Genomic DNA, 20,127 nt, shown 5'->3' on the forward strand with positions numbered 1-20,127 from the left:
GGCGCGCAGCGGCGCAGGTCCAACTCTTTGGGACTAACCGCGATGCCGACTTCCTTCCCAAGCCTCAGACCGGATGCTCAACTGCGTATCGTAAGCCAGAGCGTCGAGCTTGAAATCGAGGATTCAGTTTTTACTGTTTCCGGCCCGCCGGCGCCGCACTTGTTCCAGGCAATTTCATCGATGAATGGTTTGCTGGACCTGCCCGCGATTGGGCGGCAAAGCGGACTGTCTGCCGAAGCGGTGCAGTCCGTGGTGGGTCGCCTCGTCGACGCCGGAGCGCTCCGCACCATTCAATCTTCGTCACCCGAATATCTCTCTCCCGAAGAATTCAATACACTGTGCAGCCAGCTCTACCAACAGTGGAAGAGACGATTGTTTTCTCACCCTCTTTGGGTTGGACTGGCTGCAGGAACGCTACCGCGCGCTGTCTTCGTTGGGTGGGTAGTCGAATCCTGGTGGTTCATAACCGGAGTGCAAGATCGCCTGCCAATGGCCATCGCCAGCACTGAAAGCCGTGAAATACGCGCTGTGTTCGCGCGCCACTTTTCCGAAGAGTGGGATCATTTTCATTTCTTTGCCAGTGCCCTGGATGCGTTAGGCATCACGGCCGAGCAGCGCACGCAGTCCCGGCCGTTGCCGGCCACGCGTGCAGTCCAGCATTGGATGCGCATGTCCGCGCGCGCCGACCCGTTGCGCTACGCGGCTTGCTCAGGATTCCTGGAATCCACGGGAAACGATCGCACTACTGCACGCAATTTTTTCGACCGGGTAGGCGCATGGTACGACAGTGGCGATTGCAACGGGGTACGTCCCATGGCCGAACATGTCGCACTAGATGAAGAATACGGGCACGAAGGTTTTGTGCAAAAGGTTGCACGCCAAATAAAAAAAATCGAACGGGAACGTGCCCGCGCCGCCATCCAGGATGCTTTTGGTTTGGTTGAAACGCTGGAGATGTGGTCCACCGATATTTTGCGGCACTACCAATCGCCGGACGCCTTCCCGTTACGCGCTTCACGCAACTATCGAGGAGTAAGCAATTGACTGCCCTTATGCACCGTGTTTTGCGTTTGTCATCGGGCTGCCGGCTTACGCATGACAGCCGCGCTCTGGTTATCGCGACCCGCGAACAGGAAATACTGGTCGAATCCACGCGTCCTGACGTCATAAAAAAAATCCTCCTCGGGTTGCAGGAAGGTGCAACGCCGCATGACCTTGCCGCCATCCACGGGATTGCGGCGAACGCCTTGGAACCTGTGCTGGCCATGCTCCTGGAAGATGATCTGCTGCTGGATGTCGAGCGTGCCGTCAGCGCTGAAAGCCCGGCTGAGATGGCTGATGCTTTGCGTCTGGAGGCCCGCTTTTGGGCGCGGCCGATTTTTGAGCAGCCGTTCTGGGAAGAGTTGCTCGCCGGACGCAGCAGTCGTGCCCAGGTACTTGGCTGGGGTGTCGAGTTCTGCCATTTTGTGGATGCTGCGAATATTTACATGCCTTTAGGCGTTGCCCACACGCGCCACACGCCAGGGTTGCGCGAGGCAATCACCCGCCATTACATCGAAGAGATGAACCACGGGACTATTTTTCTCGAAGGATTGGCCGGTTGCGGCATTCAACGCGCATCGCTACTGGCAGCACCGCTATTGCCGCATACAAAAGCATTGGTGAATCATTTAGCGGAATTGGCCTACGAAGGCGAGGTGCCGTATACCGCGTCCTTCGCTGTCATGCAGCCCGGACTCTCAGCGCCTTCAAGGGAGGCCCTCGACCTTTTTTACGGGCGGCTTGCCGAGCTTTATCCGTATGCGGCAAACATGTTCAAGGCGTTTCATCTGCACGCCGCTCTTGATCTGGATTTGCTGCACGAAGAAGCGGTGTTTTACCGGCTTTGCCAGGAACAACCCGGACTATCCAAAGACCAATGCAGGCTGGCCAGCGAAGCCATGCAGACAGTTGCCGAGGCGTTCATACTTTTCTTTGAGGGCATCCGCGACGCCTATGCCGGGACCGAGGCATTCGCACCGCGGCGTCCGCTGTATATCGAGGCGGTCGTATGAGCAGCCAGCAGGATGCCGACGATGCTTTGTTTGCCCGGTATACGCGCGAACTTGGCGCATCTAATCCGTGGGCGGCTGCAGAATCAACCCTGTTGGCCGGAGGGGCGCCTCACGAAAGTTGGCGGTTCGAACCATTTCCGGTCGTGTTCGAACGTGCAGAGGGGGTGCATAAGTGGGATGTCGCCGGGCGCCGCTACCTCGATTTGTGGATGGGGCACGGCTCCCTTCTACTCGGCAATGCCCACCCGGCTATCGTCGATGCTGTATCGCGCCAGATCCAGCGCGGTCAGCATGTTGGCGGGGTGCACGTCCTTCAATATGCGTGGGCTGAACGTATCAGGCAAAGCCTCCCGTCCTGCGAGCGGATGCGATTTGCCGCGTCCGGCACGGAAGCGACGATGCTCGCGCTGCGTATCGCACGCGGGTGGACCGGCCGTGGCCGAGTGCTGAGGGTGGACGGTCATTTTCACGGCTGGCACGACGAGGCGCTGGTGCACGCTTTGCCGGCCGAGCGCGCCGGATTCAATCGCGGCATGGCGCAACATGTGACGCTGGTTCCACCGCTAGACATCGGTGCGATTCAGGATGAGCTTGCCGAAAACGACGTGGCCGCGATCATACTTGAACCAGGCGGCGGCAGCGCCGGCTGCCTGCCTTGGTCGATCGCGTATCTCGGCGCACTGCGCAAGCTAGGGGATATGTACGGCACGCTTCTTATTTTCGATGAAGTGATCAGCGGATTTCGTTATGCGGCCGGTGGCGTGCAGGCGTTGGCCAACGTGGTCCCGGATATCACCGTGCTGGCAAAAATCGCTGCGGGCGGTATGCCTGGAGGAATAGTAGGCGGACGCGCCGAGGTGATGTCGGTGATCTCCGGCGGCAGTTCTGCGACAGGAGATGATGCTTACGTGCCGCACAGCGGTACATTCAATGGGTTCCCGCTGTCGGCGGCGGCGGCTGTGGCGACGCTGGACCTGGTGAGCGATGGCAAAGCCGCGCAGCGTGCCGAGCAATCCACCGCGCATCTGGTTGCCGGAATCAACGCCGCTGCCAAGGCTGCAGAGGTGGACGTTCGGGCCTTTCACCAGAGCTCCATTTTTCATCTGATGGTTGGCGCCATTCGCGACGGTCTGCCGATTGCAGCGGGTGCCGCCGCTATTCGGTTACCACGTGAACGCGCGCCCATGTATAAATTATTACGCGCCGCGCTGCTGCTGGAGGGCGTGGATTGCCATGCCAGCCATGGCTGGGTATCGTCGGCGCACGAGAGCGCCGATATTCAGGAAGCCATCGATGGGTTTGCGCGAGCGTTCGCAGCCTTGCGTCCGATTGCAGCGTTTCACAGCGGGGAGTTGGAACCTATGCCGCTGCAGGGCGAGGGAACGTGCGGAAGCGTTTGCAGTAACCCGACTTGCGAAAGCCGGTTTCGTACCATCGCGGGATGTTCGCTGCCGCTGGCGGGGCAGATTGCATCGACCAAAGGAACGCGTGAGTAACGCGTGAATAACGAGTGAATAAGGCCCCCATCCTCTGTGAGCTGGTGAACGGTGTCCTTGCGCGGCCGAGAAGGCAGGACATGCTGGAGACGCGCAATCCGGCCACCGGTGAACTCATCGGTCTTGCTCCCGGTTCCGATCGTGAATGTGTGACAGCGGCCATTAGTGCTGCCCGTTTTGCATTTGACGATGGACGCTGGAGCGGTTTGCCGGCAGCCAGCCGGGCGGCTTTGCTGCGCGACCTGGCCGATGTGCTGGAAGCCAATCAAGAAGCACTGGCGCGTGCCGAGACAGCCGATACCGGAATGCTGTTGAAGATGACCTTGCAAGGGCATGTTCCGCGCGCGATTGCCCATTGTCGCTATTTCGCCAACGAATCCGAACGGATTGCCGGCGAGTGCTTTCCAATGGACGACGCCTATCTTCAAATTGTGCAGCGTGAAGCCCTTGGCGTGATCGCCATCCTTGCGCCATGGAATGCCCCGCTTGCGGTCGCAACGATCAACCTCGCTGCCGCTTTGGCGGCCGGCAATACCGTGCTACTGAAGAGTTCCGAACGTGCGCCGCTCTCCCTGTCGTTGTTGGCGGAACTGATCGCCAGCGTCGATTTCCCGCCGGGCGTCGTCAACATCCTGCACGGGCATGGCGAGTCGACCGGTAAGTGGATTGCGCAAAGCGAAGCGGTGGATGGACTATGTTTTGTGGGCGGCACCGAAACAGCGCGGGCAATCCTTGCACAAGGACGGAACGCTTTCCGGCGCAACACGTTCGAGTTGGGCGGGAAATCTCCCACCATCGTTTGTGCAGACGCGCGCATCGAAGAAGCGATCGATGGTGCTTTGCTTTCCGTGTTTTCGAGTAACGGCGAGGTATGCACCGCCGGTTCGCGCGTGCTGGTCCATGCCGGGTTATACGAAAAATTTGCTGCGCGCTTCATCGAGCGGACGCGGGCGATCATCGTCGGCGATCCATGCGATTCCGCTACAGAACTCGGCCCGCTGATCGACGCGGCGCACCTGGCCTCTGTGGAGCAGCACCTGCGCACCGCACAGCGCGAGGGGGCGAGACTCGCCTGCGGCGGCATTCGACCAGGCAATCCGAGCGGAGGCTGCTACCTGAGCCCGGCAGTCGTGACCGGCGTGAACCCGACCATGTCGCTGTTTCACGAAGAAGTGTTCGGTCCGGTCGCGGCGCTTATTCCGTTCAAAGACGAGAACGAGGCCATAGCGCTGGCTAACGATTCCCGGTATGGCTTGTCCGCTTCCGTCTGGTGTGGAGATACGTCCGCCGGTTTGGCGCTTGCGCGTAAACTGCGGTGCGGCGTTGTCGGCGTGAATAGCCCTGTGATCCGCGACATTCGGGTGCCTTTTGGCGGAATGCGTGCGAGTGGTCTGGGACGTATTGGCGGTCGCTGGAGCTTGGAACAATATACGGAGGTGAAGACAACCTGCGTTCTCATAAACGGCTACGCATTGCCGCGCTACGGTGCGCACGAAGACCGGTGAGCCCAGATCACTTCCTCATCCTGGCGCCGCACGTCGAGTGCATCTGCGACGGCGAGCTGTTCTGCTTTGAAGCACCTGTTGCGACAGTCCGGATCAGTGGCATGGCGCCCGCCCTGAAGAGCGCATTCAAAAGACTGAAAGACGGCGTGCCGGCTAGTGCGCTGCATCTTCCCGCTGCCATCGTAGAATCCCTGGTAGCGCACGGCATTGTTTGCCGAGTTGCTCTGGAGCCATCGAGTGCCAATATTTTTCTGAGCGATTTTTTTGCCGTGTGCGATGTGTGGGTGGAAGGAATTTTCCATTCCTTGTTCTGGCCGCGTTTTATGGCAGGACAGTCGAGCAAGGAAGAAGTATTCGCCTTCCTGGCCCAGTTGTATCACCGCACCGCAGGCGCGGATTGGCATAATCGGATCGCTTTCGAGCGTTGCAAGGTCCCCGCAATCCGCTTGCTGCTCGAACAGCATTACCACGAGGAACTGGGTCACGCATCGATCCTTGCCGAGGGCTTGCGCCGCTGCGGTGCGCGCGCTGAAGCGCTGGTCCGGGCGCAACCGTTCCCGGCTACCCGCCAACTCATCGCCTATATGGTTGAGATGAGCGTGGAGCCATTTTCATATCTCGGTTGTTATGGCATTTTCCATGCACCCTCCACCGTGCGTACCGAAGCAGACCTTATCCTGCAATTTTCCCAATTCGCGCGCATGTATCCATTTGCCGCCCCCGGGTTCGAGGCCGTATGCAAACACGCTTGCCTGGATTACCGATTGGAGCACGACCAGATCCTGCTCGAGCGATGGCTGTGGCAGACGGGCCCGCCGCAAGCCGCAGAAGTAGCTGCCCTGTTGTGCGGCGCGCGTGGCGCCGCACGTGCTTTCCGTGCCGTTTTTGACGGTCTCGTTGGTGTATAGATTGGCCTATGAGGTGGAGACGGGATGTGCACGCACCCAGATGAGCACCTCGGACGCATTTCGATCGGGAGGAAATACCGGATAAAAAACCTTGATGATTTTCCCGTCTTCCAGTATCCAAGCCATCCGTTTGATCAGCTCTTGCCCTGCCGCGAAAAACGTAGGGAGCGACAATGAGCGTGTCAGCCGAAGCTCGGCGTCACTCAGTACCGGGAAAGGCAATGCCAGGCGAGCAGCCATTTCCTGTTGATAGCTTGTGGTCTGCGTCGAGATGCCGAAAATCCGATGGCCGAGGCTCTGGAATTCGCTCGCCAGGTCCCGGTATCCGCAAGTCTGGGGGGTGCAGCCTCGCGCACCGGGAATACTATTCCAATCGTCGATCAGCGCTGGTTGCCCCGGCTGACCTGTCCGCGGGTAAACGAATATCACGCTACGTCCGGGGAGTGCGGCAAGATCGATCGACGTCTGATCGGTCGCGGGCAGGGGCATGGACGGCAACGCCATGCCCGCAAGGTGATCGCAAGCCCCATCGTCCTGCGGAATCGGCAGATCGTCCGGTAAAGTATCCAGTTGGTTAATGATCGGCATAAAAATGGTCCTTTCTGTTGATTGGCGTTGATGAATAAATCGATAAACCTGCAACGAAGTGTTCAGATGTGAAAGCCTGAACGAAAATTCCCTTCTGGCGCCTTCCTTAGAGATTTTATTGATCCAGGGGCTCCTGGTGGCGCTGGTGCGGATCAGCGCATCACAAGCAGATACAGCAACAGCAGATTGAGGACGACAGATATGACCGCAACCGCGCGCCATAACAAGACCGGGTTGCGTTTGGTCAGCGGTACCGGCACGCTGGCTGGCAGCGGCCGCGTCGCGCCGGGTTCCAGCGCCGGCAGGAATTCCTCTGCGATCTCGAAGCGGTCGGCGGGATCGCGCACGACCGCCTTCAGGACCACGTTTTCCAGCCGGAGCGGCAGATCGGGCCGGTGGCGGCTTTTCGGCACCGGCGTGCCGAAAAGCGCATCGCGCAGGTTTTCTTCCGGCAACTGATCTACGCGCAACACCAGCGCGCTGGCATTGTCGCTGCCTCCCGCCGCCAACGCAGCCGTCACCAGTGCTTGCGCGGTTTGCTCGGGGGCGTTGCCGCCAGTCAGCGTTTCCGACAACCGGTGCGTCAGGTCGCATTCGGTCAGCGCAGCCCAAACACCATCACTGGCCAGCAGGAAGACGTCGTGCTGCTGCAATTCACCCATGCCGTGATCGGCCGTTACCCGGCTATCGAGGCCGACCGCGCGCGTCAGCACATGCCGCATCTCCGCCTGATCCCAGACGTGGTCCGTGGTCAGGCACGTGAGTACGCCGCCGCGCAACAGGTATAAGCGCGTATCGCCGACATGCGCAAAGTAATAAAAGCGGTCGCGCAGCACGACGCAAGTCAAGGTCGTCGCCATGCCCGCCAGTTCCGGCCGCACCGATCCCTGATGCTCGACCCAGGTATTGGTCGCCTTGATCACGCGGTCGAGCGCTTGCGTGACGGACCAGGCGTCCGGCGTCGCGTAATAATCGTTCAGCAAGCCACGCACCGCGTATTCCGCCGCTTCGCCCCCACCCTCGTTACCGGATACGCCATCGGCAATCGCGGCGATCAAGCCTTTATTGGTGAGGTCGGGTTCGTTCGGTGTGACCATGCCGACGAAATCTTCGTTACGCCCGCGTTTGCCGGCAAGCGTGGCATGGCCGAGGGCGATGGATGCAGGCATGGTTTACGCTTCCGCGCAACTGTGCGCATGAGCTTGGATTGGAAAGCAGGTCGACATGCTTTCCATTGTAGCTGCGGCAGCTGGTTCAGGGGGCTCGGATTTTCGCATCGGTCAAGGGCATCTACGCACAATTCTGGTGCGGACGCAGGCCGTGGGCGCCGCCACAATCCCTTTCCTGGCGCAAGCAGGCGATCCCGGCACGACGGCTGGACAGTGCGCGCCGTTATTGCGCGCTAAGTTGCCGCTACCGACGCCGCTTGCCGTGGTGGTGGAACATTGTTTGCTTGTATAGAGAACCATACAAGCCAAAGAATGCCATCATGACAAACCCCGCTAAAGTCTTTCTGGTTGGCGCCGGTCCCGGCGATCCCGACCTGCTCACGCTGAAAGCAGTCAAAGCGATTGCCGACGCCGACGTGATCCTGGTCGACGATCTGGTCAATCCGGCTATCCTGGCGCATGCCAAAGCCGGCGCCCGCATCGTGCATGTCGGCAAGCGCGGCGGCTGCCAGTCGACACCGCAAGCGTTCATCGAGCGCCTGATGATCGCCGAGGCGCAGGCCGGCCATTGCGTGGTGCGGCTGAAGGGCGGCGATCCCTTCATGTTCGGTCGTGGCGGCGAGGAGCGCGAGCACTTGCAGGCTGCCGGCATTGCGGTCGACGTGATCAACGGCATTAGCAGCGGCCTCGCGGCACCATCCTCGATCGGCGTGCCGCTGACGCATCGCGACTGGAGCCAGGGCGCGATTTTCGTGACAGGCCACGGGAAGACGCCGGAGGCGAACCCGGATTGGGCCTTGCTGGCGCAAACCGGCCTGACCCTGGTGATCTATATGGGCGTGGCCCGCTGCGCCGAGATCCAGGCGGCACTGTTGGCGGGCGGCAAGGCGGCGGCGACGCCGGTCGCGGTGATTCAATCCGCTACCGTGGCGGCGCAGGCGCACCTGATTACCACCCTCGGCGAATTGCCTGCTGCGCTGGCAGCATCGCAACTCGGCAGCCCGAGCATCATCGTGATCGGCGATGTGGTGCGGTGCGCGCTGCAAACCGCGCCGCTGGATGTGTCGCATCAGGCTGTTGGCTAATGTAATGACCCATCTTCATGCATTTCCTGTCGCACCCGCCGGCCAAAGGCAAGTGTCGCCGCGATCAATGCATCGATATCCGTGAAACCGGTGCGGTGATTCACGATGGCAGCACGAATTGCCAGTGCGCCATTAACGATAGTCGTCGAGGGCGCCGCGATGCCGGATTCCTGCAATGCAACGGCAATCCGCCGATTCAGCGCATCAGCGTTGTCGTCGCGAAATCGGAAGCAAACGATGTTGAGCGATACCGGGGCCAGCAGTTCAAGCTGCGGCTCCTGTTCGATGCAGCGTTTCAGATACTGGGCCACTGCGCATGTCTGCGCAATCATCTCGCCCAGCCTGCGCACCCCGTAGACCTGGAGCGTTACCCATGTTTTCAGGGCCCGGAAACTGCGCGACAGGTCGGGGCCAAAGTCGCATGGCCACGGCGAACCCGCCGCCAAACCCTGTGTTTCGCGGCGCAAATAGGCCGCAGGAAAGTCGAAAGTGCTCTGATGCGCCGCGCCGTCGCGCACCAGGATGAAGCCGGCGTCATACGGCACTTGTCCCCACTTGTGGAAGTCGAACGCGATCGAGTCGGCACGCTCGATCCCCGCCAGCCGCGGTGCAAGTTCGGGAGCGAGCATGGCAAGCGCCCCGTAGGCGCCATCGACATGAAACCACAGCCCCTCCGACTGCGCGATAGCGGCCAGCGCGCTCAAGTCGTCAACGGCGCCGATGTCTACTGTCCCGGCTGTTCCGGCCAGAAAGAAAGGCGTTAGTCCGTCGGCGCGATCGCGCGCAATGGCGGACCTGAGCGCGGCCAGATCCATCTGTCCCGCGCTATCGACGTCGATGATTCTCAGCGCTTCGCGCCCCAGGCCGGCCATGTCTATCGCCTTGGCAATGCACAGATGCGCAGCGCTCGAGGTATATCCGACCAGCGCAGCTCCGGCTTCGGCTTTGGCAAGGCCGGTCTGCCGCACACCGATCCCGAGCCTGGCGGTGCGTGCGACCAGAATGGCGATCAGGTTGGCAATCGAGGTGCCGGTCACCAGCAGACCGCTGGCCCCTTCCGGAAAGCCGAAGATATCCCGCACCCAGTGCACCAGCTGACGCTCGATTTCGATAGGGATCTGATCGCGCCCGCCAAGATTGGTATTCAGGCCTGCTGCCAGCATCTCCGCCAGCATCCCGACCGGGGTGCCGCCACCGTTGACCCAACCCATGAATCCGGGGTGCGCGTTGCCGGCCGAATACGGCAATATGTCACGCATGAAGCGGTCATGAACCGCCGCCAGATCGGACGGGTCCAGCGGCAACGGTTCCCGAAATGTGTCGCGAATAGCTTGGGGAATCGGCTGCCAGACCGGGCGTTCGCGAATATTCTGCGTATAGTCCAGCATGTCGTCCAACATGCGGTGCGCCTGACGGCGAAAAGCATCCCAGTCGGATGGGTCTAGTGTTTCTGCTGACATTTTCCTGCTCCTCTTCCAGCTGCACATATCAATTGAGGCGACGGCATGCAATGCATGTCGTGGCTGATTTTTTTCTCGCCATAGTGTACCAACAAGGCGTGACCGGCATCCAACGTAAGGGGGGATCGATCCGAATCGATCGGATCGTAGCGGTTTTTCTCGACAGCAACTTGCTCATTGCGGTGTCAGACGTTGCCATCGTCGACATGGAGAACCTTGATGCGCTTGCCGTTGCGGCGCGCGCGGACAGCCTTCTTGCACCAATACAGCGACTTTTGCTCGTTTGGCTCCATGCCTGTCATCAGGCATATGAACTTGACGCCAGCGATGTACCACTTGAACCACCAGGCCAGGCTAATTTCAATGACATCGTATGACATGGCTGACTCCACCATCTTTAACTCGGCTGTATCAGATGCTTTTCCAGCAAAGCCTCTCGCACGTATGACAGTTGAAATCCGACGAAGTGCTTTGCGCCCAGCCGTTCGGAAGCACCTTTAGCAGGCTGCTAGTCGTGATGTGCTGACAGGCTTCATGCGGCTGGTCATCCATTATTTCTTAAATAGAAATAAAGCATTGCGCTATGCACTATTTTTTTAAATAAGTGGAACAAATAGAATATGGCTTAGCGTGAATACAAAAGCAATTGAACTAGGCGCCGTATCGGAACCTGGCTTTTATTCATCTTTTAGCGAGCCATCATGAACATCAAAAAACTATCCGCAGGCCTTGTGTTGTTGACCGTTGTCGGTGCCGCGTTTGCAGACGCACCGTATCCGGCCGAAAGCAAGTTCGTATCGACCAAAACCCGTGCCGAAGTCATTGCCGAGCTGCAGCAGGCACGCGAGCAGGGATTGCTTGTCACTGACTACGACTATCCAGTCCCCGTGGCAGCGAAATCAACATTGACCCGTCAGCAGGTGCAGGATGAACTGAAGCAGGCAAACCTACAGCGTTCGGGCAATCCGAGCTACGCCGAGCTGGTCTTCCTGCGTTAACTGCGCTGGCATCCGTCGCTGTGCGTCAAAAATATCTTTTGCAGCAGTTTGACCAGATGCGCGCGTTCGCTGTCGATCAGCGCGTCCTGCCTTTCTGCTTGCTTAAAACGTGTGGCGAATGCCGGTCATGACACCGGCCTGATTCAAGCCGACACCCACGCTACCGCCGGCATCCAGTGCGACCGCTGCCGAACCGGCATTCCGGATAGTGCCAAGCGACGTATACAACGCCGTGCGTTTCGACAGGTTGTATGTCACGCGCGCGACTCCCAAGGTGGAGACCTTGTTCGTATCCTTGACGTTCAGACGCGAAATTTGCGCATCCAGGACCCAATTATTGGCAAACGGATAGCTGGCGCCGAGGTAATACAAATCGGAATGGGTATCGCCGGCGGTTTTTATCTTCCGATCAACCAGGCCGGCGCCGATCTTGGTCTGACCCAGCATGAAATACCCGTTCAGCGAAATTCGCTGATCATTGAAAGCGCTGCTGGTCAAACCGGCAGCGGCACCCGGACCACCGTCAAGAATATCGTAGGCGCTTGCGATGCCGAACGATGTGCTGTCGTACGCCAGCAGGCCGGTTACCTGACGACAGGCTTTCGCATCGCCCGCGATTTCCCCGGCGCAACCGGTCGCCGCCGGACCGCCGGCAGACGAGGCATCGCGTCCGAAACTATAGGTTGCGCCCAGCGTGAAACCCGAGAAGGTGCCAAGGTAGCCGATCGCGTTATCGCTGCGGGCATTCGGTAGGTAGGAATCGAGACTGCTGATGGAAAAGATATTCGGCCCCATCACATCTGCCTTGAGCGAGGCGAGATAAGTCATATTCACTTGACGCCCCAGCATGAGGGTGCCGTAACCATTCTTCAGGCCGACATACGACTGGCGTCCAAACAGGCGATTGCCTTGCCCCAGGCTGCCGCTATCCGGCGCGAAGCCGCTTTCCAATACGAACAGCGCCTGCAAGCCGCCGCCCAGGTCCTCCGTGCCTTTGAAGCCGATCCGGGAAGGCAATGACCCGGTCAGCGACGGCATTCTGACTACCGAATCGCCGGCCGCGTTGGCATGGGTGACATATTCAACGCCGGTATCGATGATCCCGTACATCGTTACCTGCGACTGCGACAACGCTGCGGTAGAACAAAGCACCGTCGAAAGCGCCGCTGCACCATGTACTAATTTTTTCATAAGCCTGTCTCCTCCTTGTTGTAAAACGACTTTTGTATTTCCCGCCAGTGTGGTTTTTTTAAACTTTGCCGATAATAAAATGCGCAGCTTCCCGGCTGAGCGCTTCTGCCTGATCGCGATGCGGTGAGTGGCCGCATTGCGGTAGAACGACGATCCGTGTAGCAGGAACGATTCTTTGAATTCCGTAGATCTGTTCGAGGGTGCCGTATTCGTCGTCCTCGCCCTGTATCGCCAGAATCGGGCAGGTAATGCTGCTCAGTTCCTGCACGATTCTCCATGCACGGAATGCGGGATCAAGCCAGATATCGTTCCAACCCCAGAAGGCGGAGTCGGCATCGGCGTGATAGCGGCCAAGCTTGCTACGCAAACCCCGCGTCAGATAAAGTTCACGCGCGGCACGTATGTTGTCGATGGTGATGTCTTCGACAAAGATATGCGGGGCGGCGACGATAATTCCGCTGAGCTGTTGCGAAAAACGCGCTGCATACAGCAGGGCGATCGAGGCGCCATCGCTGTGACCGAACAGCCAGGGGCATGTAATGCCCAGGTGCGAGAAGAAAGCAGGCAGCACCTCATGCGCCTGCTCATGCATGAAGCTGACCGGCCAGCGCTCTTCTGCCGGCCTTGGGGTGGAGCGGCCGTAGCCGTAGCGTGAGAACACCAGTCCCGTCAAGCCGTGCGTCCGGCAAAAAGTCTCGGGAAAATCTTTCCAAAGCGCGATCGAACCAAGCCCCTCATGCAGAAACACGATCACCGGGTACTCGGAACGCCTGGCGCCGACCCATTGATACTCCAGCCTGAGTTGCTTGTTTCGCCATTGAATTTCGGCAAACTGGATGCCGCTATTGTGGATATCTGAGCGCATGCCGATGTATCCTTTCTACGCTTGGGCGCGCAACTTGAAGCGCTGTATCTTGCCGGTTGCGGTCTTCGGCAGTTCGTCGACGAATGTCATCCAGCGCGGGTATTTGTAGGGGGCCAGGCAAGCCTTAACGTGCGCTTTTAATTCAGCCTCCAACGCGGCTGACGCTTGAATGCCCGGCTTCAGCACGATATAGGCAATCGGCTTGATCAGCCTGTCGTCGTCCTCCTTGCCTACTACGGCCGCTTCGAGCACGGCCGGGTGATCAATCAGCGCCGATTCGACTTCAATCGGCGACACGTAAATGCCGCTGACTTTCAGCATGTCATCGCTGCGGCCGGCATAGATGAAATACCCGTCCTCGTCTTCACGGTATTTGTCGCCGCTGCGGGTCCAGCCGCCGAGAAAGGTGCTGCGGGATTTCTCGCGATTGTTCCAGTACAGGATGGCGCTGGTAGAGCCGCCAATATGTAGTTCACCCGTTTCGCCGCGCAACACCGGCTTGTCGTCTTCATCGACCAATCGGACGAGATAGCCGGGAACCGGCTTGCCAGTGGTGCCGTAACGGACTTCCCCGGAGCGATTGGAAAGAAAGATGTGCAGCATTTCGGTGGAGCCGATGCCGTCGAGGATGTCCACGCCGAAGTGTCTGGACCAGCGTTTGCCGATTTCTTCGGGAAGCGCTTCGCCGGCCGAGATGCAACGGCGCAGCCTGAGTGCAGCGCGCGCAGGCAGATCCGGCATGGCCAGCATGGAGGCATACAGGGTTGGCACGCCGCAGAAGATACTGGCCTGATGCTTGAGCAGGCGCGCCAGGACTGCGGCGGGGGTCGGACGTTCGGCCATCAGTATCGCCGTGGCCCCAACCGCCATTGGAAAGGTCAGGCCGTTACCGAGCCCGTAGGCAAAGAATAGCTTGGCGGCTGAGAAGATGACGTCGTTTTCGTTAATCCCGAGGATCGGTCGGGCATACAGTTCTGCTGTCTGGATCAGACTGGAATGGACATGCACCGTGCCCTTGGGCGCACCGGTGGAGCCGGACGAATATAACCAGAAGCAGGGCGCGTCGCGCGACGTGGATACGACCTCAAAATCGCCGCTGGCCTGGTTCAGCAAAGGGGTGAGCCCATCCGGGACCTGGTTGCCGCCGGCGACGAGAATGCGCTCCAGGGTCGGCACCTTGCCCAGCAGTGGCTGGAACAGCGGCAGTAGTGCGGCGGACACCACCGCAATTCTGGCCGCACTGTCGGTCAGCATGTATTCATAGTCACCCTGGGTCAGCAGGGTATTGACCGCGATGGGCACGACGCCAGCCTTGATCGCACCGAGAAAAACCGTCGGAAAATCGATCGTGTCATGAATGCACAGGAGAATGCGCTGCTCGGCCGCAACGCCCATTTTCCTGAGCACATTCGCGAATGCGGAGGTCCTGTGCGCAACTTCGGCGTAGGTGTATTCGCCGTTGTCGTCGATGAAGGCAGGCTTGTCTTTCCGGCCTGCCTGCAGATTGCGTTCGATCAGGTCATGGGCCGCGTTGTAGCAACGCGGAATATCGATGACTGGCGGGCTGACGCTATGGTCGGCAGTGGATAAATCCGGCACGTTATCTCCTGTTATTGCGCATCTTGGCGGGCGCTCAAATGGCGTCATTGACTAGAAAATGTAATCACTGTCACGTCTGTTGCTTCTCAACCGTTCCAGTGCGCTGCCGTGGGCGTCAACTGCTGCAGCGTGGCAGACGATCCCTGAAGTGCGGCGCGACGGTGATAAAAGCCAAGCGCACGCAAACCGCCCAACTCCTCGCCGCCGCCGGCGCGACCCGGTCCGCCGTGGATCGATGCCGGCATCACATTGCCGTGACCGGTCTGGGTTTTGCCGACCTCGGGACTGACCATGTGAACGCGGCCATGCGTGCCGGCCAGTTCCCGTCCGACCTGTGCCATCCACGCGTTGTCCGCGCTGAACACGGAGGCGACCAGCGACCCCAGGCCGCGATGGGCCAGCGCCAGCGCATGCGCGGTATCGCGATAGCCGAGCAAGGTCGCTACCGGTCCGAATACTTCATGGTCATGGACCAGCGCGGCTTGATCCGCATCGCGCACACCCAGCAAGGTGGGCGCAACACAGGCGGCAATCGCAGGGTCGGCGTCGATCAACGCTTGCGCACTGCCGTCGTACAGAACGGCGGCTTCGCCGGCCAGCCTGGCAATGCCTGCCTGCACGCTGTCAAACTGTTCGCGGCTGACCAGCGATCCCATGTGCACGTCGGCATTCCTCGGATTGCCCACGCTGACGGCCGCCAGTCTGGCGCCGACCGCTTCCGCCACCGCATCGAAATAGCTGGCGGGAACCAGCGCGCGGCGAATCGCGGTGCAGCGCTGGCCGCTCTTGGTGGTCATTTCACGGACCAGTTCACTGACGTACAGATCAAATGCTGCGCTGCCAGGCGCGGCATCGATCCCGAGCATGGACGAATTCAGGCTGTCTGCTTCAATGTTGGCGCGTACCGAATGGCGCGCGACCGCCGGATGCGAGCGGATGATGGCGGCGGTATCGGCCGAACCGGTAAATGACACGACATCGAATGGCTGCAAGGCGTCGAGCAGACCGGCCGAACTGCCACACACAATCGACAGTGCGCCTGGCGGCAGAATGCCGGCTGCGACCACGTCAGCCACCATGCGGTGCGTCAGCCATGCGGTTGCCGTGGCCGGCTTGATGATGACGGGCACGCCCGACAGCAGGGCCGGGGCGGCTTTCTCCCACAGGCCCCAGGCCGGGAAATTGAAAGCATTGATAAACAGCGCGACGCCGCGTATCGGGGCCAGGATGTGTTGCGACTGGAATAGCTGGTCTTTCGATAAGACCGCAGCGCTGCCGTCGAGCAGTGTCCTGGCAGCGCCGAATGCGGCGCCGATTTTTGCATAATAGCCAAGGGTAAATGCGGCACCTTCGATATCCACGGCGGAGTCGGCTTTGGTGGTGCCGGAGTTCACCAGCGAAATGTCGTAATAGGCGTCGCGGTTGACTTGCAGCACTTTCAGTATGTCGCCCAGCATGGCAGCGCGCTGGCCATAGCTCATGGACTGCAATGCCGAAGTGCCGTGCGAGCGGGCGAAAGCAAAGCCCGCGTCCAGATTGGCGGCAGGCCCGCCGACGCGGGCAATCGGCTCAGCGGTGATCGGGTCAAGCAGACTGGTGACACGGCTAGCCTCAGGCTGCCAGTCGTTGCTCAGGAAGTTGCGGAGATATTCGCTCATGGGAAGTGCCTTAGAAATGATGGCGTCGGAACGCTGGGGCGGACATGGCTGTTACGGTACGGCAGGGGTGAATTCGATTGCCCCTTGTGGCAGCAGATACAGCACCAGCGCCCGGCCCTTGGTGACCGTCGGTCGATGCGCGCTGCCGGGTTCGTACACACACCATCCGGCCGGATTGGCATCAAAGCAGGCGCCTTCCGTCAACGGCATGATCAGATCGATTTCGCCGTTCGGATGACTATGGTGCGGGCCGGCCAGATTTTCCATGTCGACGACATCGACGCTGAAGCCATGAGTCGCTTCGGTTGCCTTCAATACGCGGCCATAGCGAATCCCGCCGCCTTCCCGGTTGCACATCCAGCCTTCCTTGATGCCGATACGGCAGGCATTGAAAATAGCTTCAAATATGTCGCTGCCCGGGCCATGATCTGCGTTGAGGTGCGCTTCAAGGGAAGCATCGAGCGGTACGCCGGCAATGTCGCCGGTCAAACGGCTGATGAGGGACTGAAAAGTGTTTGCATCCAATTTTAGTTCTCCAGGTGCGAGTATTTATAGTGCATCTTGTTTTTAGTGTAGATGCATTATATTGCTCGTGTCAAGTGAGTGCGATAAACTATATTTCACCTCTCGCTGTATACTGTTGCCTATGGTTAAATAGGCAGGTCGGCACACAATTTTTTAACTACTTTATTTATGGCAAACCAATCCGAACACCCCAAAGATCCGTTTCTGATTGCGCTCGGCGAGCGCGTGAAGACGCTACGTTCCCGGCGCGGTTTGACGCGCAAGGCCCTGGCGCGCATGGCGGACGTGTCCGAGCGGCACCTGGCGAACGTCGAAACCGGCGTGGGAAATGCGTCGATTCAGTTCCTGCGTCAATTGACGCTGGTACTGAATTGCACGCTGGCAGAAATGATCGGCGATGAAACCACGTCCTCGCCGGAATGGCTGATGATTCGCGAAATACTGCGAGGGCGCTCGGATGCGGAGTTGATACAGGCCCGCGCGGCGCTATCGAACGTGTTCGAAACGCCCACCAGCGCATCGGCGCGGCGGCAGCGGGTGGCTTTGATCGGCTTGCGCGGCGCGGGCAAGTCAACGCTGGGACAGATGCTGGCGGACAACTGGATGGTCCCTTTCATTGAACTCAACCGGGAGATTGAGGCGCTGGCCGGCTGCAGCGTTGCCGAAATTCATAACTTATATGGCCAAAACGCTTACCGCCGCTACGAATTCCGGGCGCTGGAAGACGTCATTCAGCGCTTCCCGAACGCGGTCATCTCAACCCCGGGCGGCATCGTATCGGATCCGGCCACCTTCAATTTGCTGCTGTCGCACTGCTATACCGTATGGCTGAAGGCGACGCCTGAAGATCATATGGGGCGGGTGCTGGCGCAAGGCGACGCGCGGCCGATGTCCGGCAACCGCGAAGCAATGGATGATTTGCGGCAAATTCTGGAAAGCCGCGCCCCGTTCTATTCCAAGGCCGATGAAATATTCAATACCAGCGACATTGCGCTGGAAACCGCTTTCCTGACCCTGGCCGACCGCTTGCGCGGCACGGTCCGGGACAGATCTTTCGCCTGACTCAGCTATCGCTTGCCGCCAGTCGTTGCGCTGCGTGGCAAGCCCGGTAACTTCGAACCAATCCCACTAGCAACGCCGCTGCTTCCTGCCTGGAAATGAGGATGGCACGGGCGGGCGCATCCCGCCTATACCGCTGCCATCGGCTCTGATACGCCAACCCCTTCTATTGCCTATCGACAATCTCTTTCGCAAATAAATGCAATTTAGTGCTTTACACGTATTTAAACATGCAATATAGTGCTCTTATACATTCTCAGATGTACTATCTTGCTACCAAGGAGCGTCATGAATACCTCGCCGCAAATCAATTACGAAACCAATCCCGAACGCTACCAACATTGGACCCTCGCATGTGACGGCCCGGTTGCCACCCTGACCATGAATGTCAATGAAGACGGTGGCTTGAAAGAAGGCTACAAGCTGAAGTTGAATTCGTATGACCTTGGCGTCGATATTGAACTCAACGATGCCGTCCAGCGTATCCGCTTCGAGCACCCGGAAGTGCGTACGGTGATATTGACGAGCAGTCGCGATCGTATTTTTTGTTCCGGCGCGAATATCTTCATGCTGGGGAAATCGACGCATGCGTGGAAAGTGAATTTTTGCAAATTCACTAATGAAACCCGTAACGGCCTGGAAGATTCCAGTCGTCATTCGGGTCTGAAATTCATCGCAGCCGTGAATGGCGCCTGCGCTGGTGGTGGTTACGAGTTGGCCGCTGCCTGTGATGAAATCATTCTGGTGGATGATCGCTCATCCACTGTGAGCCTGCCGGAAGTGCCGTTACTGGGCGTCTTGCCGGGCACCGGCGGACTGACGCGCCTGACCGACAAGCGCAAAGTGCGGCACGACCACGCCGACATTTTCTGCACCACTTCCGAAGGCGTGCGCGGGCAGCGTGCCAAGGACTGGAAACTGGTCGATGAAGTGGCAAAGCCGCAGCAATTCCAACAGGTAGTGCAAGAACATGCGCTGGCGCTGGCAGCAACAAGCGACCGCCCGCTTGACGGCAAGGGCGTCAAGCTGACGCCGCTCAAGCGCAGGCAAACCGAGACGTCGATTGACTACGAGTATGTCAGCATCGCGATCGACCGCGCCGCGCGCAACGCCGTGTTGACCGTCAAGGCCCCAAGCGCAACGCAGCCGACCGATATTGCCGGCATCGAAGCCGCAGGCGTGCACTGGTGGCCGCTGCAAATGGTGCGTGAACTGGACGACGCGATCCTGCACATGCGCACCAATGAGCTTGAGATCGGCACCTGGATCCTGAAGACGCAGGGCAATCCGCAAGCCGTGCTGGATGTCGATGCCACACTGCTGGCGCACCAGTCGCACTGGCTGGTGCGCGAGACGATCGGCTTCATGCGCCGCACGTTTGCACGGCTTGACGTGTCGTCGCGCTCGCTGTTTGCGCTGATCGAAGAGGGTTCCTGTTTTGTCGGCTCGCTACTGGAAATCGCGTTGGCCGCAGATCGCAGCTACATGCTGGCGCTGCCCGATGCACCGGAGCGGGCGCCGCGGATCGCCGTATCCGAACTCAATTTCGGCAGCTTGCCGATGGTCACCGCGCAATCGCGTATCGCCCGCCGCTTCTATGAAGACGCGGCTGAAATTGCCGCAGTACGCAACACGCTGGGGCAGTCGCTCGATGCCGGGCAGGCTCTTGCACTGGGCATGATCACCGCCGATCCGGATGAACTGGACTGGGCCGATGAAACCCGCATGGCGCTCGAGGAGCGCGCCAGCATGTCGCCCGATGCGTTGACCGGGCTGGAAGCCAATCTGCGCTTCAACGGCAAGGAGACGATGGAAACGCGTATTTTCGGCCGCCTGACTGCATGGCAAAACTGGATTTTCATCCGCCCCAACGCGGTTGGCGAACTCGGTGCGCTGAAGGTTTACGGCAGCGGCAACAAGGCGCAATTCGATATGAACCGCGTTTAACATTTACCCTGATGAAAGGA

The 20,127-nt window shown here is 59.4% G+C and carries 19 protein-coding genes; 10 read left to right on the plus strand and 9 right to left on the minus strand.

The genetic code is table 11. The features are described 5' to 3' along the window. Positions 1-42 precede the first annotated feature (42 nt). The 5 genes from AC3CHX_RS07875 (at position 43) to AC3CHX_RS07895 (ending at position 5,963) form a co-directional block, all read left to right on the plus strand. Positions 43-1,044, plus strand: coding sequence for a thiaminase II/PqqC family protein (locus AC3CHX_RS07875; RefSeq protein ID WP_488643489.1), 1,002 nt, complete (start codon positions 43-45; stop codon positions 1,042-1,044). After that, on the plus strand, positions 1,041-2,054 hold the full coding sequence (locus AC3CHX_RS07880) for an iron-containing redox enzyme family protein (RefSeq protein ID WP_488643490.1): 1,014 nt from the start codon (positions 1,041-1,043) through the stop codon (positions 2,052-2,054). The genes AC3CHX_RS07875 and AC3CHX_RS07880 overlap by 4 nt, the downstream gene beginning before the upstream one ends. Next, complete coding sequence (locus tag AC3CHX_RS07885) at positions 2,051-3,550, plus strand: aspartate aminotransferase family protein (protein WP_488643491.1); 1,500 nt, start codon at positions 2,051-2,053, stop codon at positions 3,548-3,550. Before AC3CHX_RS07880 ends, AC3CHX_RS07885 begins: the two co-directional genes overlap by 4 nt. Positions 3,551-3,630: 80 nt before the next feature. Continuing rightward, positions 3,631-5,055, plus strand: a complete 1,425-nt coding sequence (locus tag AC3CHX_RS07890) for an aldehyde dehydrogenase family protein (protein WP_488643492.1) — start codon at positions 3,631-3,633, stop codon at positions 5,053-5,055. Then, complete coding sequence (locus tag AC3CHX_RS07895; protein WP_488643493.1) at positions 5,052-5,963, plus strand: heme oxygenase-like domain-containing protein; 912 nt, start codon at positions 5,052-5,054, stop codon at positions 5,961-5,963. The genes AC3CHX_RS07890 and AC3CHX_RS07895 overlap by 4 nt, the downstream gene beginning before the upstream one ends. A gap of 6 nt (positions 5,964-5,969) precedes the next feature. On the opposite strand, the gene AC3CHX_RS07900 is transcribed toward AC3CHX_RS07895, so the two are convergent. Both AC3CHX_RS07900 and AC3CHX_RS07905 read right to left on the minus strand, forming a co-directional pair. After that, positions 5,970-6,551 carry a peroxiredoxin gene (locus tag AC3CHX_RS07900; protein ID WP_488643494.1) on the minus strand — a complete coding sequence of 194 codons (582 nt, stop codon included), beginning with the start codon at positions 6,549-6,551 and terminating at the stop codon, positions 5,970-5,972. A 152-nt stretch (positions 6,552-6,703) separates the two neighbouring features. Next, positions 6,704-7,720: a PP2C family protein-serine/threonine phosphatase gene (locus AC3CHX_RS07905; protein WP_488643495.1), complete on the minus strand. Its 1,017-nt coding sequence runs from the start codon at positions 7,718-7,720 to the stop codon at positions 6,704-6,706. A gap of 55 nt (positions 7,721-7,775) precedes the next feature. Between AC3CHX_RS07905 and AC3CHX_RS07910 the strand changes: the two genes are divergently transcribed. Together AC3CHX_RS07910 and cobA are read left to right on the plus strand one after the other, a co-directional pair. Then, complete coding sequence (locus AC3CHX_RS07910; protein ID WP_488643496.1) at positions 7,776-8,012, plus strand: hypothetical protein; 237 nt, start codon at positions 7,776-7,778, stop codon at positions 8,010-8,012. 28 nt (positions 8,013-8,040) lie between these two features. Then, the gene (cobA, locus tag AC3CHX_RS07915; RefSeq protein ID WP_488643497.1) at positions 8,041-8,805 is read left to right on the plus strand and encodes a uroporphyrinogen-III C-methyltransferase; all 765 of its coding nucleotides are present in this window, start codon (positions 8,041-8,043) and stop codon (positions 8,803-8,805) included. Here the strand turns inward: cobA and AC3CHX_RS07920 are convergent. Together AC3CHX_RS07920 and AC3CHX_RS07925 are read right to left on the minus strand one after the other, a co-directional pair. Beyond that, a complete protein-coding gene (locus tag AC3CHX_RS07920) occupies positions 8,802-10,265 on the minus strand; it encodes a pyridoxal phosphate-dependent decarboxylase family protein (RefSeq protein WP_488643498.1) in 1,464 nt (487 codons plus the stop codon). The genes cobA and AC3CHX_RS07920 overlap by 4 nt on opposite strands. Before the next feature lie 185 nt (positions 10,266-10,450). Beyond that, entirely contained in the window at positions 10,451-10,645 is a 195-nt protein-coding gene (locus AC3CHX_RS07925; protein WP_488643499.1) for a hypothetical protein, read from the minus strand. A 321-nt stretch (positions 10,646-10,966) separates the two neighbouring features. On the opposite strand from AC3CHX_RS07925, the gene AC3CHX_RS07930 reads away from it, so the two are divergent. Next, entirely contained in the window at positions 10,967-11,263 is a 297-nt protein-coding gene (locus tag AC3CHX_RS07930) for a DUF4148 domain-containing protein (RefSeq protein WP_488643500.1), read from the plus strand. A 102-nt stretch (positions 11,264-11,365) separates the two neighbouring features. On the opposite strand, the gene AC3CHX_RS07935 is transcribed toward AC3CHX_RS07930, so the two are convergent. From AC3CHX_RS07935 to AC3CHX_RS07955, 5 genes are read right to left on the minus strand one after another with little or no spacing between them, the layout of a single operon-like run. After that, complete coding sequence (locus AC3CHX_RS07935) at positions 11,366-12,454, minus strand: porin (protein ID WP_488643501.1); 1,089 nt, start codon at positions 12,452-12,454, stop codon at positions 11,366-11,368. Between the two features lie 58 nt (positions 12,455-12,512). Further along, the gene (locus AC3CHX_RS07940; RefSeq protein WP_488643502.1) at positions 12,513-13,319 is read right to left on the minus strand and encodes an alpha/beta fold hydrolase; all 807 of its coding nucleotides are present in this window, start codon (positions 13,317-13,319) and stop codon (positions 12,513-12,515) included. A 15-nt stretch (positions 13,320-13,334) separates the two neighbouring features. Next, positions 13,335-14,966 (minus strand): benzoate-CoA ligase family protein, encoded by a 1,632-nt coding sequence (locus AC3CHX_RS07945; protein ID WP_488643503.1) that lies wholly within the window; start codon positions 14,964-14,966, stop codon positions 13,335-13,337. 38 nt (positions 14,967-15,004) lie between these two features. Beyond that, positions 15,005-16,576 (minus strand): 3,4-dehydroadipyl-CoA semialdehyde dehydrogenase, encoded by a 1,572-nt coding sequence (locus AC3CHX_RS07950; RefSeq protein ID WP_488643504.1) that lies wholly within the window; start codon positions 16,574-16,576, stop codon positions 15,005-15,007. Positions 16,577-16,627: 51 nt separating this feature from the next. Beyond that, positions 16,628-17,101: a DUF4863 family protein gene (locus tag AC3CHX_RS07955; protein ID WP_488643505.1), complete on the minus strand. Its 474-nt coding sequence runs from the start codon at positions 17,099-17,101 to the stop codon at positions 16,628-16,630. 168 nt (positions 17,102-17,269) lie between these two features. On the opposite strand from AC3CHX_RS07955, the gene AC3CHX_RS07960 reads away from it, so the two are divergent. Both AC3CHX_RS07960 and boxC read left to right on the plus strand, forming a co-directional pair. After that, positions 17,270-18,163, plus strand: a complete 894-nt coding sequence (locus AC3CHX_RS07960; RefSeq protein ID WP_488643506.1) for a helix-turn-helix transcriptional regulator — start codon at positions 17,270-17,272, stop codon at positions 18,161-18,163. 285 nt (positions 18,164-18,448) lie between these two features. Beyond that, positions 18,449-20,107 (plus strand): 2,3-epoxybenzoyl-CoA dihydrolase, encoded by a 1,659-nt coding sequence (boxC, locus tag AC3CHX_RS07965; RefSeq protein ID WP_488643507.1) that lies wholly within the window; start codon positions 18,449-18,451, stop codon positions 20,105-20,107. Positions 20,108-20,127 lie beyond the last annotated feature (20 nt).

It is taken from the genome of Glaciimonas sp. OK215 (assembly GCF_057787885.1).

Coding starts and splice junctions, on each gene's coding strand:
- AC3CHX_RS07875 (WP_488643489.1), top strand. CDS start 43: ATGCCGACTTCCTTCCCAAGCCTCAGACCGGATGCTCAACTGCGTATC.
- AC3CHX_RS07905 (WP_488643495.1), bottom strand. CDS start 7,720: ATGCCTGCATCCATCGCCCTCGGCCATGCCACGCTTGCCGGCAAACGC.
- AC3CHX_RS07910 (WP_488643496.1), top strand. CDS start 7,776: ATGCTTTCCATTGTAGCTGCGGCAGCTGGTTCAGGGGGCTCGGATTTT.
- cobA (WP_488643497.1), top strand. CDS start 8,041: ATGACAAACCCCGCTAAAGTCTTTCTGGTTGGCGCCGGTCCCGGCGAT.
- AC3CHX_RS07890 (WP_488643492.1), top strand. CDS start 3,631: ATGCTGGAGACGCGCAATCCGGCCACCGGTGAACTCATCGGTCTTGCT.
- AC3CHX_RS07930 (WP_488643500.1), top strand. CDS start 10,967: ATGAACATCAAAAAACTATCCGCAGGCCTTGTGTTGTTGACCGTTGTC.
- AC3CHX_RS07960 (WP_488643506.1), top strand. CDS start 17,270: ATGGCAAACCAATCCGAACACCCCAAAGATCCGTTTCTGATTGCGCTC.
- AC3CHX_RS07945 (WP_488643503.1), bottom strand. CDS start 14,966: ATGACGCCATTTGAGCGCCCGCCAAGATGCGCAATAACAGGAGATAAC.
- AC3CHX_RS07925 (WP_488643499.1), bottom strand. CDS start 10,645: ATGTCATACGATGTCATTGAAATTAGCCTGGCCTGGTGGTTCAAGTGG.
- AC3CHX_RS07935 (WP_488643501.1), bottom strand. CDS start 12,454: ATGAAAAAATTAGTACATGGTGCAGCGGCGCTTTCGACGGTGCTTTGT.
- boxC (WP_488643507.1), top strand. CDS start 18,449: ATGAATACCTCGCCGCAAATCAATTACGAAACCAATCCCGAACGCTAC.
- AC3CHX_RS07950 (WP_488643504.1), bottom strand. CDS start 16,576: ATGAGCGAATATCTCCGCAACTTCCTGAGCAACGACTGGCAGCCTGAG.
- AC3CHX_RS07885 (WP_488643491.1), top strand. CDS start 2,051: ATGAGCAGCCAGCAGGATGCCGACGATGCTTTGTTTGCCCGGTATACG.
- AC3CHX_RS07920 (WP_488643498.1), bottom strand. CDS start 10,265: ATGTCAGCAGAAACACTAGACCCATCCGACTGGGATGCTTTTCGCCGT.
- AC3CHX_RS07940 (WP_488643502.1), bottom strand. CDS start 13,319: ATGCGCTCAGATATCCACAATAGCGGCATCCAGTTTGCCGAAATTCAA.
- AC3CHX_RS07900 (WP_488643494.1), bottom strand. CDS start 6,551: ATGCCGATCATTAACCAACTGGATACTTTACCGGACGATCTGCCGATT.